Origin of the sequence: Labrenzia sp. C1B70 (assembly GCF_000475395.1) — a bacterium.
GTDB classification, from domain to species: domain Bacteria; phylum Pseudomonadota; class Alphaproteobacteria; order Rhizobiales; family Stappiaceae; genus Roseibium; species Roseibium algicola.
The window spans coordinates 215,234-230,262 of the sequence record NZ_AXCE01000010.1; the positions used below are offsets into that span (position 1 = coordinate 215,234).

The 15,029-nt window shown below is 60.1% G+C and carries 12 protein-coding genes, 1 tRNA gene and 1 riboswitch; of the genes, 9 read left to right on the forward strand and 4 right to left on the reverse strand.

Going from position 1 to position 15,029, the window contains the following annotated elements:
- Window positions 1-134: 134 nt before the first annotated feature.
- Window positions 135-1,313 (forward strand): phosphoserine transaminase, encoded by a 1,179-nt coding sequence (locus Q666_RS46875; protein WP_023003431.1) that lies wholly within the window; start codon window positions 135-137, stop codon window positions 1,311-1,313.
- A 78-nt stretch (window positions 1,314-1,391) separates the two neighbouring features.
- Complete coding sequence (gene serA / locus Q666_RS46880) at window positions 1,392-2,978, forward strand: phosphoglycerate dehydrogenase (RefSeq protein ID WP_023003430.1); 1,587 nt, start codon at window positions 1,392-1,394, stop codon at window positions 2,976-2,978.
- A 158-nt stretch (window positions 2,979-3,136) separates the two neighbouring features.
- Here serA and Q666_RS46885 read toward each other — a convergent pair whose 3' ends face one another.
- Window positions 3,137-4,033: a DMT family transporter gene (locus tag Q666_RS46885; protein ID WP_031270514.1), complete on the reverse strand. Its 897-nt coding sequence runs from the start codon at window positions 4,031-4,033 to the stop codon at window positions 3,137-3,139.
- 317 nt (window positions 4,034-4,350) lie between these two features.
- Between Q666_RS46885 and Q666_RS46890 the strand changes: the two genes are divergently transcribed.
- The 5 genes from Q666_RS46890 to Q666_RS46910 all read left to right on the forward strand — a co-directional run bounded on the left by Q666_RS46890 (window position 4,351) and on the right by Q666_RS46910 (window position 11,290).
- Window positions 4,351-5,622 (forward strand): MFS transporter, encoded by a 1,272-nt coding sequence (locus Q666_RS46890; protein ID WP_023003428.1) that lies wholly within the window; start codon window positions 4,351-4,353, stop codon window positions 5,620-5,622.
- A 283-nt stretch (window positions 5,623-5,905) separates the two neighbouring features.
- On the forward strand, window positions 5,906-7,198 hold the full coding sequence (locus Q666_RS46895) for an adenylosuccinate synthase (RefSeq protein WP_023003427.1): 1,293 nt from the start codon (window positions 5,906-5,908) through the stop codon (window positions 7,196-7,198).
- Between the two features lie 264 nt (window positions 7,199-7,462).
- Window positions 7,463-9,235 carry a hypothetical protein gene (locus Q666_RS46900; protein ID WP_023003426.1) on the forward strand — a complete coding sequence of 591 codons (1,773 nt, stop codon included), beginning with the start codon at window positions 7,463-7,465 and terminating at the stop codon, window positions 9,233-9,235.
- Window positions 9,236-9,316: 81 nt separating this feature from the next.
- Window positions 9,317-9,423: riboswitch (TPP riboswitch) on the forward strand.
- Between the two features lie 57 nt (window positions 9,424-9,480).
- The gene (locus Q666_RS46905; RefSeq protein WP_023003425.1) at window positions 9,481-10,326 is read left to right on the forward strand and encodes an ABC transporter permease; all 846 of its coding nucleotides are present in this window, start codon (window positions 9,481-9,483) and stop codon (window positions 10,324-10,326) included.
- 22 nt (window positions 10,327-10,348) lie between these two features.
- Window positions 10,349-11,290 (forward strand): ABC transporter substrate-binding protein, encoded by a 942-nt coding sequence (locus Q666_RS46910; RefSeq protein WP_023003424.1) that lies wholly within the window; start codon window positions 10,349-10,351, stop codon window positions 11,288-11,290.
- Window positions 11,291-11,364: 74 nt separating this feature from the next.
- Here the strand turns inward: Q666_RS46910 and rpoH are convergent, their stop codons facing one another.
- Together rpoH and Q666_RS46920 are read right to left on the reverse strand one after the other, a co-directional pair.
- Window positions 11,365-12,249, reverse strand: a complete 885-nt coding sequence (gene rpoH, locus Q666_RS46915; protein WP_023003423.1) for an RNA polymerase sigma factor RpoH — start codon at window positions 12,247-12,249, stop codon at window positions 11,365-11,367.
- A gap of 177 nt (window positions 12,250-12,426) precedes the next feature.
- Window positions 12,427-13,452: an RluA family pseudouridine synthase gene (locus Q666_RS46920; protein WP_023003422.1), complete on the reverse strand. Its 1,026-nt coding sequence runs from the start codon at window positions 13,450-13,452 to the stop codon at window positions 12,427-12,429.
- Between Q666_RS46920 and Q666_RS46925 the strand changes: the two genes are divergently transcribed.
- The gene (locus Q666_RS46925) at window positions 13,451-13,807 is read left to right on the forward strand and encodes a hypothetical protein (protein ID WP_023003421.1); all 357 of its coding nucleotides are present in this window, start codon (window positions 13,451-13,453) and stop codon (window positions 13,805-13,807) included. The genes Q666_RS46920 and Q666_RS46925 overlap by 2 nt on opposite strands.
- Before the next feature lie 135 nt (window positions 13,808-13,942).
- Window positions 13,943-14,018: transfer RNA gene (locus Q666_RS46930), tRNA-Glu, on the forward strand.
- Window positions 14,019-14,109: 91 nt separating this feature from the next.
- On the opposite strand, the gene Q666_RS46935 is transcribed toward Q666_RS46930, so the two are convergent.
- Complete coding sequence (locus Q666_RS46935) at window positions 14,110-14,892, reverse strand: DeoR/GlpR family DNA-binding transcription regulator (RefSeq protein WP_031270508.1); 783 nt, start codon at window positions 14,890-14,892, stop codon at window positions 14,110-14,112.
- Between the last annotated feature and the right edge of the window lie 137 nt (window positions 14,893-15,029).

Genomic DNA, 15,029 nt, shown 5'->3' on the forward strand with positions numbered 1-15,029 from the left:
GGAAGGCGAGGGGGTGTGACCGAATTTTTCCGTTCACCCGTGATTTGAATTGACCAAAGGTCAGGAAGGTCCTATCCCCATAGGTGGGCCACCTCTCCCCAACGAGAGGCAACTATCTGCGAGGGTAGACAGATATGACAGACCTCACCGCCAAGCCGGACGTGCGTCCGGCCAATCCCAATTTTTCTTCTGGTCCCTGTGCCAAGCGTCCCGGCTGGTCGCTTGAGGCTTTGGGCGACGCGCCGCTCGGGCGGTCTCACCGGGCCAAGCCCGGCAAAGCCAAACTTGCCGAAGCCATCGAGTTGACCCGCAAGGTGCTGAACGTGCCGGACGGATATCGGATCGGTATCGTCCCGGCGTCCGACACCGGCGCTGTCGAGATGGCGCTCTGGTCGCTGCTCGGTGCACGTGGCGTCGAAATGCTCGCCTGGGAAAGCTTCGGCTCCGGCTGGGTTACCGACGTCATCAAACAGCTCAAGCTCGATGATGCCCGGGTCCTGGAAGCGCCTTACGGCGAACTGCCGGATCTTGCCTCGGTCGATTTCTCCAAGGACGTTGTTTTCACCTGGAACGGCACCACTTCCGGCGTCCGTGTTCCCAACGGCGACTGGATCCCGGCCGACCGCGAAGGCCTGACCATCTGCGATGCGACCTCCGCCGCATTTGCGCAGGACCTTGCGTTCGACAAGCTCGACGTCGTGACATTCTCCTGGCAGAAAGTGCTGGGCGGGGAAGCTGCACATGGCATGCTTATCCTCAGCCCGCGCGCGGTCGAGCGCCTCGAAAGCTATACGCCGGCCTGGCCGATGCCGAAGATCTTCCGCATGACCAAGGGCGGCAAACTGATCGAGGGCATCTTCAAGGGCGAGACCATCAACACGCCGTCCATGCTCTGTGTCGAAGACTATATCGACGCCCTCAAGTGGGCCGACGGTCTGGGTGGGCTGTCTGGCCTGCGTGCCCGCGCTGATGCCAACCTCAAGGTGCTTGCCGACTGGGCGGAAAAGACCTCCTGGGTCGATTTCCTTGCAGTTGACCCGGCAACGCGGTCGAACACGTCCGTCTGCCTCAAGGTCACGGATCCGGGCATTCTTTCGCTCACTGCAGACCAGCAGGCCGCCTTTGCCAAGGCTCTTGCCGGTACGCTCGACGCTGAAGGCATCGCCTATGACATCGGCGCTTACCGCGATGCACCGTCCGGTCTTCGGATCTGGGCCGGCGCGACCGTCGAGACGAGCGATCTTCAGGCCTTGACCCATTGGCTTGACTGGGCATTCCAGTCGGAAAAAGCGAAGCTGCCCCAGGCCGCCTGAGCCTGTTCATCCTTCAACGACAACAGTCCCGGGCGGTGCGCTGCCCGGATCGTTTCTCGTATTCAAGGAGAGGCTCCAATGGCTCCCAAGGTACTGATTTCCGACAAGCTGTCGGACGCTGCCGTGCAGATCTTCAAGGATCGCGGCATCGACGTGGACTTCCTGCCGGACGTCGGCAAGGACAAGGAAAAACTGCTGGAGATCATCGGCAAATACGATGGTCTGGCAATCCGTTCGGCCACCAAGGTTACGGAAAAAATCATTGCAGCGGCAGAAAATCTGAAGGTGATCGGCCGTGCCGGGATCGGCGTCGACAATGTCGACATTCCCAAGGCGACCGCGCGCGGTATCATCGTCATGAACACGCCCTTCGGCAACGCGATCACCACTGCCGAACATGCCATCTCGATGATGATGGCGGTTGCGCGCCAGATCCCGGCGGCGGATGCCTCGACCCAGGCAGGCAAATGGGAGAAATCCCGTTTCATGGGCCGTGAACTTACCGGCAAGACGCTCGGGTTGATCGGTTGCGGCAATATCGGCTCTATCGTGGCGGACCGGGCCATCGGCCTGAAGATGAAAGTGATCGCCTTCGATCCCTTCCTGACGCCGGAAAGGGCCGTTGCGCTAGGTGTCGAGAAAGTCGAGCTTGACGGCCTCTTGTGCCGGTCCGACTTCATCACCCTGCACACACCGCTCACCGACAAGACGCGCAACATCATCGATGCCAAGGCCATCGAGAAGATGCGCAAGGGCGCGTATCTGATCAACTGTGCCCGAGGCGGGCTAGCGGATGAGGCGGCAGTGCGGGCGGCCCTGGACGCGGGCAAACTCGGTGGGGCGGCGTTCGACGTCTTTGTCGAGGAACCAGCCAAGGAAAACCTGCTGTTCGGCGCGCCGAACTTCGTCTCGACGCCGCACCTGGGTGCTTCCACCACGGAAGCCCAGGAAAACGTTGCACTGCAGGTGGCAGAGCAGATGTGCGACTACCTGCTACAGGGCGCAGTCCGCAACGCGCTCAACATGCCGTCCATCACTGCCGAGGAAGCACCCAAGCTGGTGCCGTTCGTGCGGTTGGCCGAACAGTTGGGCTCCTTCGCGGGGCAGCTGACGGAGACCGGCATCGAAGGGGTTCGCCTGGAATATGCCGGTGCCGTTGCCGAGATGAACGTGCAGGCGCTGACTGCAGCTGCGTTGACGGGGCTGCTGACACCGCTCCTGCAGACGGTCAACATGGTTTCCGCGCCCATCCTTGCCAAGGAACGGGGCATGAAGATCGAGGAAATCCGCCGCGAAAAAGACGGCGCCTACGAGACCTACATGCGCCTGACGGTGATCACCCAACGACAGGAACGTTCGGTCGCAGGCACGGTCTTTGCCGACGGAAAACCGCGGATCATCCAGGTGAAGGGCATCAACATGGAGGCCGAACTCGGCCCGCAGATGCTTTACATCACCAACGAGGACAAGCCGGGCTTCATCGGACACCTCGGGATGGAACTCGGCAACAGCGGTGTCAACATCGCGACCTTCCATCTCGGCCGTCTGGCCCCCGGCGACGATGCGATCTGCCTTGTGGAGGTGGATGGCGACGTGTCTCCGGAGGTTCTGGCACGGCTGGAGGCCGTTTCCCACGTCAAGCAGGTCAAGGCCCTGCATTTCTAGAATGGCTGGCGTTCGACGGAACGCCAGCTGATCCGCTATCCGGTCAAAAAGGGTGCGTGCCCCTAATCGCGCCTTCCGGATGTACGTCAGGTGCAGCCCAAGTTCCTGGCGCTTGAGCCTTCTGCCTTTTGCAGAAGGCTCCTTTTTTCCCGAACCGATCAGACCGCCGGCGCGCGACGCTTTTTGAGGATGCGCCCGTCAAGGACGACGAGGCCTGCCAGCAGCACGGCAAAGCCGCCAAGCTGAAGCACACCCAGATTTTCTCCCAGGATCAGCCAGCCGAAGAAGAGAGCGCTTGCCGGGACAAGGAGCGTGACCAGCGAAGCGTTGGTCGCGCCGGCTTCGGCCAGAATCTGGAAATAGATCAGGTAGGCAAGGGCGGTTGCCAATACGCCGAGCGCGAGCACATTGAGCCAGGCCGTCAGGCTGGGATCGGCCATGGTCCAGTTACCGGCAGTCAGAAGAGCGACCGGCAGCATGAGGGTGGTCGAGCCGAGCAACTGACCCGTTGCCGTCACTTGCGGCGGCAGCGTCTTGAAGCGGCGGGCGAAGGTCGCCGCGCAGGCATAGGAGATCGCGGCACCCAGGCAGCAAAGCTGTGCCCACAACGGGTCGCTCGCAAGGCCCGACAGGCTGCTCCACAACATGATGGCGACACCTGCAACACCCAGCACCACACCGGCAATCCTGTTGCCCTGAAGCGTTTCCTGTTTCGTCAGCAGACCAGCCACGATCACCGTGAAGACAGGCGTCGTTGCATTCAGGATGGATGCGAGGCCCGCACCGATTTCTGTCTGTCCGAGAAACAGGAGAGAGAAGGGAATGGCGTTGTTCAGCAGTCCCATGACCAGAAACGGCACGGCATATTTTTTCTCCAGCCGGTTCAACATGCCACGATGCCAAAGGATCATCAGCAGGACCGTGCAGGCAATGGAAACACGCAGGAATACGAGAACAAACGGCGGGATTTCGGCAACCGCCACCTTTGCGAACAAAAAGGACCCGCCCCAGATGGCGCCAAGGACGGTCAGCATGATCCAGTTACGAAGTGGCATTGCACGATCTCTGATTGAGTGATGTTTCTCAGGTAGCACCCCACCGGAACGAAGAACACCCGAAACGCGAGTAGAGGACTGGTCGCTTGTGAGGATGGGGTGTGATGCTTTGCGACGACCCTTGTTCGTTGGGCCGCCAAGACGGGTGAGGTGAAGGCGGGCATAGTCCGGGCTACCCTCCTGCTTTCGACGACGAATTGCGGCCGCCTGTCCGTTTTGTCTGTGCAAGCGTCGGTCCTGGGCTTGCGCAGTCGGTTCACTCCGGCAACAGTATCGAGGCCGCGTTTTCTTCGGCTGCTCGGAAGAGTTCTTCATTCATGGCCCAGGTTGCCCCCGCAGCGGATTCCAGATCGCTTGCCGGACGTTTGACACCGTTGCTGGTTGCTGCCGCTTGCCTCCTGGGTGCGAACGGACTTTCCGTGACAATGATTTCGGTGCGTGCCAAATCGGAAGGCATGTCCGATGCGCTCATCGGGTTGCTGGGCTCGTGCTATTTCGGCGGCATGATCGTCGGTGTGCTGCTGACACCTTTTCTGATCGCGCGGGCAGGGCACATTCGCGTCTTTTCCACGCTGGCTGCAATCAGCGCCATCGCCATTCTGGCGATTGCCTTCACACCTGCCGGCTGGCTCTGGATGGTCGTGCGTCTGGTGAGCGGGGCGGCTTTTTGCGGCACGACGATGGTTCTGGAAAGCTGGCTCAATTCCATCGCCACCAATTCGTCCCGCGGGCGGATCCTTTCCGTCTACCGGATAGTCGACATGATCGCCGTCATGGGCAGCCAGTTCATGCTGCCCGCGTTCGGTCCGCTTGGTCCGGATATTCTGATCGTTCTGGCCATCCTGTTCTGTTTCGCGCTGGTGCCGATCTCCCTGACAAGTGAGCGCAATCCCGCAGCGCCGCCCGCGCGGTTCTTCGATCCGCTCATGTTGTGGCGCGTGTCTCCGGTCGCCCTTGTCGCCGTCTTCACCATCGGCCTTACCAACGGTGCGTTCCGCATGGTTGGCCCGGTTTATGCGGAAGGAATTGGACTGGGGCTTGAAACGGTTGCCGCGTTCATCGCGATCTGGGTCTTTGCCGGGGCAATCTTCCAGTATCCCGCAGGCTGGCTGTCCGACCGGCTCGACCGGCGTGTCGTGCTCGGCGTCTTTACCGTCGGTGCCGGGCTGGCCTGTCTCTTTATATCGGGGTCTTCGACCCGGCTGGAGCTTTTTGCAGGCGTCTTCCTGTTTGGCGGATTTGCCCTGCCGCTCTATTCGCTTTGTGCGGCCCATGCCAACGACAACGCCGAGCCGGGGCAATTCATCGATGTGGTGGCAGGGCTCACGCTTGCCTATGGCGTGGGCGCCATGGCGGGGCCGTTCATTGCCTCACTGGTTATGGAGCAATTCGGCCCCTCGGCCTTCTTCCTCTATACCGCCACACTGCACCTGTCGCTCGTGGTGTTCATCTTCGCACGGATCGTCAGCCGGGACGCTGTTCCTGCAAGCAAGCGGCATCGCTTTGTCTGGCTGTTGCGCACGTCGCCGATGATTTTCAGGCTTGCGCGCAACGACAAGCCGGATGCAGGTGAACCGCCAGCTAAATAATCTGCCGTCGCGACATTGCCGCAAATGCAGTCTAATCCGGGAAAAGTTCGTTCAGGTGCACGTCATGACTGGTCAATTGTCACAGGGGTGACCGGGCCGATCAGGAGAGCTGGCAAAAAAACCTGCTTTTGGCTCTCAATCTCCCTGCGGAGACTCGCATGAGCATGGAAACCTGTCTATAGTCCGCGCCGTTTGCCCCGGTCCGGTTGCCGGGGCTTGTCGTGTTGGCACCCCGGACAAGTTTCGGATGGTGCGGAAGCTGCTTCAGGAGAGCAAAGTCTAGATGGCGAATGTGGTTGTTGTCGGTTCGCAATGGGGTGACGAAGGCAAAGGCAAGATTGTCGACTGGTTGTCGGAACAAGCCGATGTCATCGTAAGGTTCCAGGGCGGGCACAATGCCGGTCATACCCTTGTCATCGACGGTGTCAGCTACAAGCTGTCTCTCCTGCCGTCCGGGGTTGCACGCGAAGGCAAGCTGTCCGTCATCGGCAACGGCGTCGTGCTGGATCCGCATGCGCTGGCAGAGGAAGTCGAACGCCTCAGCAAGCAGGGCGTCGTGGTGACGCCGGAAAGCCTGCGTGTTGCCGAGAACGCAACGCTGATCCTGTCTCTGCACCGCGAGCTTGATGCGTTGCGCGAGAATTCCAACACCGGAACGCGCATCGGCACCACCAAGCGCGGTATCGGACCGGCGTATGAAGACAAGGTTGGCCGCCGCGCTATCCGTTTGATGGACCTGAAGAACCTTGCCACTCTGCCAGCCAAGATCGACCGCTTGCTGACGCACCACAATGCGCTGCGCCGGGGTCTTGGCCAGGATGAGGTTTCCGCCCAAGCGATCTACGATGAACTTGCCAGCGTTGCGGACAAGGTCCTGCCCTACATGGACAAGGTCTGGTACCTGCTGGACGATCTGCGCCGTCAGGGCAAGCGTATCCTTTTCGAAGGTGCACAGGGCGCGTTGCTCGACATCGACCACGGCACCTATCCCTTCGTGACGTCGTCCAACACGGTCGCCGGCCAGGCTGCGGCAGGCAGTGGCCTTGGCCCGAATTCGATCAACTATGTGCTCGGTATTACCAAGGCCTATACGACACGCGTCGGTGAGGGCCCGTTCCCGACCGAACTGAAGGATGAGATCGGCGAGTTCCTCGGAACGCGCGGCCATGAATTCGGTACGGTTACCGGCCGCCGCCGCCGCTGCGGGTGGTTCGACGCTGTGCTGGTGCGCCAGACCGTCTGCACCTCGGGCATCACCGGCATCGCGCTGACCAAGCTGGATGTTCTGGACGGTCTTGATGAAATCAAGATCTGCATCGGCTACGAACTGGACGGCGAGCGCATCGATTATCTGCCGGCTTCGCAGGGTGCCCAGGAGCGCGTGAAGCCGATTTACGAAAGCCTGCCGGGCTGGAAGGAATCGACCGAAGGTGCTCGCACCTGGGCCGATCTGCCGGCGCAGGCGATCAAATATGTGCGTCACGTCGAAGAACTGATCGGTGCTCCGGTCGCTCTTCTGTCGACAAGTCCGGAACGGGACGACACAATTCTTGTGCAGAATCCCTTCCAGGATTGAGATCTGTGACGTTAGAAGCACATTATTAAGGACTGCGGTTGCGTGCTGCGAATCACCGCACGCAACCACCTTTCGTTTTCGGCGTTCCATGTGTGTGCCGAACAAACAATCTGTGTTAGGAAAAGGGTACTGCGAGGTTCTCTGTCGCGGCGAAGTTATTGAAGAAATAGCACCGGTTTTCGAAAAACTTGCTATAAGCCTGAGAATGAAACGAAATCTCGGGCCCGCAGAACAGATCCTTGCAGTCGGCCGGTAGGCAGGAAGATGGCTGATTACTATTCAATTCTGAAGAAAACGATCGCGTCTTTACCTGAAAACAATGGTGCTGCACGCAGAAGCGTTTACAGCCGTGCGCGCAATGCCATCGTCAATCAGCTGAAAGCCTATGAACCGCCGCTGGCGCCGTCCGAGATCACGGCCGAGCAGCTGCGTCTGGAAGAAGCCATTCGCAAGGTGGAAGCCGAAGCCGCCCGCGAAAGCCTCGGTCTCAGCCCCACAGTTCCGAAGGTCGAAACGCCGCCCCCGGCGCCGCAGGTTTCCGCGCCGCCCGTGACACCGCCTCCGGCTGAGCCGGTGGCAGAGGCTGCGCCGGAAGCGCCTGCGCCTGCACCACAGGAACCTGAAACAACTGCAGCACCGGTGGTGGATACCCCGGCTCCGTCGCCCTTGAAGGAAACCCTGACACAGGCCGAAGCGCTTGGCATCGCGGCCAGCCAGGCTGTTCACCACGCCAAGGAAGCTGCCGACCCGGGCGCTGCGCCTGTGCGCCAGGAGCCCTCTTTCGGCGGACCTGTGCAGCCGGAACAGACAGATGATGGCCTGTTCGAGCCTGCAGATACCGCTGGTGCGGCCGATCCCGCCGATCAGGTTTATCCAGGCGAGGAAACAGCCAAGCCGAAGGACAAGTCGGCCTCCAAGAAAAGCCGCTCCAAGCGCGCCAAGCCGAGTGCTTCGGATGCGCTGCGCGGTGATTCATCCGGCAGCCGCACCGTTCCGATCGTCATTGCTGCGGGTGTCCTGTTGCTGGTGCTCCTGGGCGCCGGAGCCTATTTCCTGATGCCTGCGGGCGATGAGACGGCCGATAGCGGCAACGTGCCGGTTGCGTCTTCTTCGCAAACGCCTGTCGATACGCAGCCGGACACCACGCCGGAGCCTTCGACCGCTGCCCCTGCCGGAGAAGGTGAAGAGCCTTCGAAAAACACCGACCGCCTGTTGAACGAAGGCGAGACGGATGTGGTTGCCCCGGATGCACGCACGGTAACCACGACGACGATTACCGGACAGTCTGATTCGCCTGCGCCGGCCGATACACCGCAGGTCGATACACCAGCTTCCGCTGCGCCCGAACCTTCCCAGCCGTCCATCGTGACGAGCGGAGAAAACGATCAGTCTTCTGCGACCACCGAAAGCCCGATTGCGGTGCCGGAAGACAATCTCTCGGCCATTTCGCCGGACGAAACTTCACCGGCTCCGTCCGCTACGGCTGCGGATTCCTCGGTGCAGCGCTCTATCCTTTACGAAGAAGGGGAAGAGTCCGGCGGTGCCGGAACGGCTGCGCAAGGCGCTGTCGTTTGGGGTGTCGATGAAGAAACGAATCTGGACGGCAAGGCTCTCGCGGTTCTGAGCGCCTCCATTGAAATCCCCGAGCGGGATGTGAAGGTCGACATTCGCATCAAGCCGAATGACGATACTTCCTTGCCCGCCAGCCATCTGGTCGAGATCAAGTACGAGTTCCCGGAAAACTTCGCTCCAGGTGACGTCGTCAACGTGCCAGGCCTGGTCATGAAGCCTACGGAAGAAGCTCGTGGCGATGCGCTGATCGGCGCTTCCGTGAAAGTGTCCCCGGGCTTTTTCTGGATTGCCCTTTCCAGCTTGCCGAACGAGCAGCAACGCAATCTCGCCCTGCTGCGCGAACGCGGCTGGATCGACATTCCGATGCTTTACGAAAACGGCAAGCGCGGCATCCTGACCCTGGAAAAGGGAACCGCCGGTGCAGAAGCCGTAGAAAAGGCGATCACGTCCTGGCAAGCCGGCTAAGCGCCAACCTGCCTCCTTTCAAAATCTGAAGAAGCCGCCTCACGGCGGCTTGCCTTTTTCCGTCACACAAGGCATGGTCCGGCTTGGTCCGAGGGGTGTTCCGGTTACCGGAGCTGAGATGGCGTAATGCCGAACCCTTAGAACCTGATCCGGGTCATGCCGGCGAAGGGACGGAATCCTTAGCCTATTCCCGGATCTCCATTGTCATTTTCGGCTTGTCCGAAGACGGGAGATCCTATGCGTACTTGTCTGCGACCACTGCGGTCGCCGCACATCCGAATGCCGGTATCGGCTTTCATGCGTTCCTGTTGGCCAACGGCGGCGGGGACTGCGGGATGATGGCGTTTGCGAAAGCTGTTGCCAGGACCATACTCGGCCTGCTGCTGACTGTCGTTATCTGGGCGGCAATCGTCCGTGTGTTCGACACCCAGCATTATATCCTGCCGGGTCCGGACCGCGTCTTTACGGCCTTTGTCAAACACGCAGGCTTCCTTCTGCATCATGCCGGCATCACCGCCTATGAGACGGTGCTCGGGTTTGTGCTGGGGGCAGCCGCCGGGGCATTGCTTTCCGTTCTTTTGTGGCTGTTTCCGATTGCTGCAAGGTTCGCCATGCCGCCCATTCTGGTGACGCAGGCCCTGCCTGTTTTCGCAATCGCGCCGATCCTGGTGCTCTGGCTCGGTTTCGGGCTGGCCTCCAAGATCGTCGTCATCATCCTGGTCATCTTCTTCACGGTCACATCGACGTTTTTCGATGGCCTGCAGCGGCTTGACCCGGGTTTGTGCGATCTCGCCCGGCTTTATCGTCTGTCTCGCCTGAAGGAACTCTGGTTCTTTCGCCTGCCGTCAGGCTTGCCGGCGTTTGCCTCCGGCCTGCGGGTGGCCGCGGTGTTCGCTCCCATGGGGGCGATCATCGGCGAATGGGCCGGGGCAAAAGGAGGCCTTGCCTTCATCATGCTTCAAAGCAGCAACCGGATGCAGGCGGACATGATGTTCGCCGCCCTGATCCTGCTCGCGGCGATGGTGCTGATCATGCGCTTTGCCGTGAACCATCTCACCCGACTTCTTGTTCCCTGGCAGCCGCTCACCTAGCTGCCGCTCTACGGAGGACCTCATGAAAAAACAAATCCTGTCACTCGCATTGGCGGCCGGGCTGCTGGCATCGGGGCCGGTACAGGCCAGTGAGAAACTGACCTTGCTGCTCGACTGGTTCATCAATCCGGATCACGCGCCGCTGGTAACTGCGCAGACCAAGGGTTTCTTCGAGGCAGAAGGCCTCGAGGTTGAGATCATCGAACCGGCGGACCCGGCAATGCCGCCGAAACTGGTTGCTGCCGGGCAGGGCGATATCGCGGTGTCCTATCAGCCGACGCTTCATGCGCAAATCGAGGAAGAGCTGCCGCTGAAATGGATCGGTACGCTGGTGGAAACACCCCTCAATTCTCTCATCGTGCTCAAGGACGGCCCGATACAGGAACTGAAGGACCTCAAGGGGAAGAGTGTCGGCTTTTCCGTGTCCGGCTTCGAGGACGCGATGCTGGGCCAGATGCTGCGTTCGGCCGGTTTGACCATGGATGATGTCGAGCTGGTGAACGTCAATTTCGCGTTGTCAGGCTCTCTGCTTGCCGGTCAGGTGGATGCGGTGATCGGCGCATATCGCAATTTCGAGCTCACCCAGCTCGAAATCGAAGGCAAACCCGGCAAGGCTTTCTTCCCGGAAGAAAACGGTGTGCCGATCTTTGATGAGCTGATCTATGTCGTCAACAAGGACAAGACGGACGATCCACGCTTCGCCAAGTTCCTGGCAGCCGTGGAAGCGGCCACCATCTATCTGAGCAATCACCCGGAAGAAGCCTGGAATGCCTTCATAGAAGCGTATCCGAACCTCAATGACGAGCTGAACAGGCGGGCATGGTTCGATACGTTGCCGCGGTTCGCCAAGCGTCCGGCTGCACTTGATGAAGGCCGCTACCAGCGCTTTGCGGAATTCATGGCCGAAGCCGGTCTGATCAGCAAGGTCGTGCCGGTGGAGAGCTACACAGCCGAAATCCGCTGAACATCAGCTTAGGCAAAAGAAAAGCGCCGGAGCATAGCTCCGGCGCTTTTTTTGGTTCTCTTTGACCGAGTGCCTCAGGCGGCGGGCTGGTCCATTGTGCGGGCGCTGTTGCGCACGGCTTTTTGAACCTTTTCGAAAGCGCGAACCTCGATCTGGCGGACGCGCTCGCGGCTGACACCGAATTCGCCCGAAAGGTCTTCCAGCGTCATCGGGTCTTCGGCCAGGCGACGTGCTTCAAAGATGCGCCGTTCACGCTCGTTGAGCACGTCCATCGCGTCGTTCAGCATCTTGCGACGCATATCCAGCTCTTCCTGATTGGCAAGCAGGGTTTCCTGACTGTCGCTTTCATCGACAAGCCAGTCCTGCCATTCACCGGCATCAGCTTCCGCGCGCACGGGCGCATTCAGGCTGGCATCGCCGCCCAGACGGCGGTTCATGGACACCACTTCCTCCTCGGACACCCCGAGTTTGGTGGCAATCTCAGAGACCTGATGCGGCTTCAGATCGCCTTCGTCCAGCGCCTGGATCTTGCCCTTGAGGCGACGCAGGTTGAAGAACAGGCGTTTCTGGTTGGCCGTGGTTCCCATTTTCACGAGGGACCATGAGCGCAGGATGTATTCCTGGATAGCCGCCTTGATCCACCACATGGCATAGGTCGCGAGCCGGAACCCCTTGTCCGGTTCAAAGCGCTTGACCGCTTGCATCAGGCCGACGTTGCCTTCGGAAACGACTTCTCCGATCGGCAGGCCATACCCGCGGTAACCCATGGCAATCTTGGCGACGAGGCGTAGATGGGAATTGACTAGGCGTTCTGCAGCTTCAGGGTCTTCATGCTCTTTGTAGCGCTTGGCGAGCATGTACTCTTCCTGCGGCTGAAGCATTGGAAACTTGCGGATCTCGTCCAGATACCGGCTGAGACCGCCTTCCCCTGCTGTAAGCGTCGGAACGTTCTGGGCCATAACATGCACCCCCTTTCGTCAAGTTTGCGACCCCTTCCTCCCGCTGCCCCGCAGTGATACGCAAGCAAGCCATTTTTGAGGGAAGGCGGACGCACAATAGTGTCCGTACAGGCACACAGAAGCTTCTAATATAGGTCCAAATTGGTCGATTGCATGGTCAGAAAACGAAAACGCATCCTAAAATTTTTGTAATCCGGACAAAAGATTTGCGAAATCATCCGGGTAAGGGCTCTCAAAGCGCAAGGTTTTACCATTTGCCGGGTGTTCGAAAGCCAGCAGGCCGGCATGCAGGGCTTGCCTGTGAAAACCGTTCACGAGGCTTTTGAGCGGCTCATCGAGCCTGTTTGCCTTTGTCTTGAAACCCGATCCGTAATCATCGTCACCGATCAGCGGATGGCCAATGTGGGCCATGTGCACGCGGATCTGGTGTGTGCGTCCGGTTTCAAGGCGGCATTCCAGCAGCGAGGCGAGCGCAGGCTGTTCGGCGTTGCCGAAGCGCTCCTTCACCTGCCAGTGGGTAATGGCGTGGCGGCCGGAAGTCTTGACGACGGCAATCTTCTGACGGTTTGCCTGTGAGCGGGCCAGATTGGCGTTGATCGTGCCTTTCAAGCCGGAGGGTGCTCCCCAGACCAGAGCCGAATAGGCGCGTTCCAGCGGTCCGGTGCGGCCGTGGTCGGCAAACTGGGCTGCAAGGCCCTTGTGGGCCTGGTCGGTCTTGGCGACGACAAGCAGTCCGGAGGTGTCCTTGTCGACCCGGTGAACGATGCCGGGGCGCTTCACGCCGCCGATGCCGGAAAGGCTGTCACCGCAATGATGGATGAGTGCATTGACGAGGGTGCCGGTCCAGTTGCCGGCGCCAGGGTGGACGACAAGCCCCGCCGGTTTGTCGACCACGATAAGGTGTTCGTCCTCAAAGACGACCGAGACGGGGATGTCCTCACCCTTGGGCTCGGGGTCTTCCGCCTGCGGCAAAGTGAGGGTCAGGGCATCGCCTTCATTGACCCGGTATTTCGGCTCCACTATTTTCGCGCCGCCGACGGTGACGTCCCCGGACTTGATCAGGGACTGGATCCTGTTGCGGCTAAGGGCTTCCAGATGAGCCGCCAGCACCGCATCCAGCCGTTTCCCGGCATCGGCTGCATCAACTGTTAAACTGAAATCCTGGTCCAGACCGGCCGGATACTCGAGGGAATTGTCTGTCATGTCACAACCTGATTATCGGGATGAGGGGCCGGGTGAAAAGCCGCTTGATCCTGCGGCCGAACGCATCCAGGCCAAGCTGAAGCGTCTGTTGCTCGGCTCGTCCCTCGTCATGATCGCCGGCTTTATCGCTGTCTTTGCAGCAATTCTCTACAAGATCAACTCCAATAAGTCCGATGTTTCAGCCGATCAATATGCCGCAACAGTGGCAGTTGGCGCTGACGCGGAAATTTTGCAGGCCGACCTTTCGAACGGTCTCTTGCTGGTTCTGGTGCGCGAAGGCAGCAAGACGGCGCTGCTGCGCTTCGATCCCGTCACGGGCAAGCAACTGGGCCGCACGGATTTTGTGGCACGCTGACGTGGCGTCGCGCGTATCGCGCGCGGTTATGAACAGGCATGTGACAGAAAAATGAAAATTAGGGCTTGCGTCTTTTGTTATGCAGCCGTATACGCACGGTCCTCGGCTTGAGGCACTGAGCTTCTCAAGCCCCGCGCGCCCATCGTCTAGCGGTCTAGGACGCCGCCCTTTCACGGCGGAAACACGGGTTCGAGTCCCGTTGGGCGTGCCATTTTTCCCCAAGGCACAAACAGCATATCCACATCCTGCGCACAGGGTTCTCCACCCGTTTGTGCACCGGTTACACGGAGTGCTGTGTTCGATCAGCTGGCAGTGCTGTCTTCCTGCTGGCCGGTCTCGATCAGCTCGACTTCCGCGTCTTGCGCGATCTGCGCGAAGTCTGGCGAGGGGCAATAATCCGTTACGAAAGTAGTGACCTGTCGCAGGTGTCCGACACGGACCGGTGCAGTGCGCTCGAACTTGGTACTGTCGGCGGCCAGAATGACGTGCCTGGCGTTGTCCATGATGGTCTTGGTGACTTTCACTTCCCGGTAGTCGTAATCGAGCAGGGAGCCGTCGGGATCGATCGCGGAAGCGCCGATGACGGCAAAATCGACCTTGAACTGGCGCATGAAGTCCACCGCGGCCTCGCCGACAATGCCGCCGTCGGAATGGCGCAACACGCCACCGGCAATCACCACCTCGATCTGGGAATAGCCGCGCATCAGGCTGGCGACGTTGATGTTGTTGGTGATCACCATCAGGCCGCGATGCTGGAGCAGCGCCTGTGCGACCGCTTCCGTGGTGGTGCCGATGTTGATGAAGATGGACGCGTTGTCGGGAATGAGCGAGGCAACCTTCTCGCCGATGTCTGCCTTTTCCCTGCTGGAGATGATCCTGCGGGCCTCGTAGCCGACATTTTCGATGCCGGACGACAGCAGGGCCCCGCCATGGGTGCGCGCCAGCAGGCGCCGGTCGCAAAGCTCGTTGAGATCCTTGCGGATCGTCTGCGGGCTGACATCAAACCGCCGGGCGAGATCGTCGACGCTGACGCGGCCCATCTGCCGTGCGAGTTCGAGAATTGCGTTGTGGCGTTCGATCAACATGTACGACAGACTCATCCTGTGCATGACGGGCTGGCTGCGTTCCTGCATCTGCAAACGGAAATGCGGGCGAGGAGCAACAGCGCGTCAGGTTCGTTCAATATTCGGACGAATGTCCATCGGACTAGATGACCGGAGCG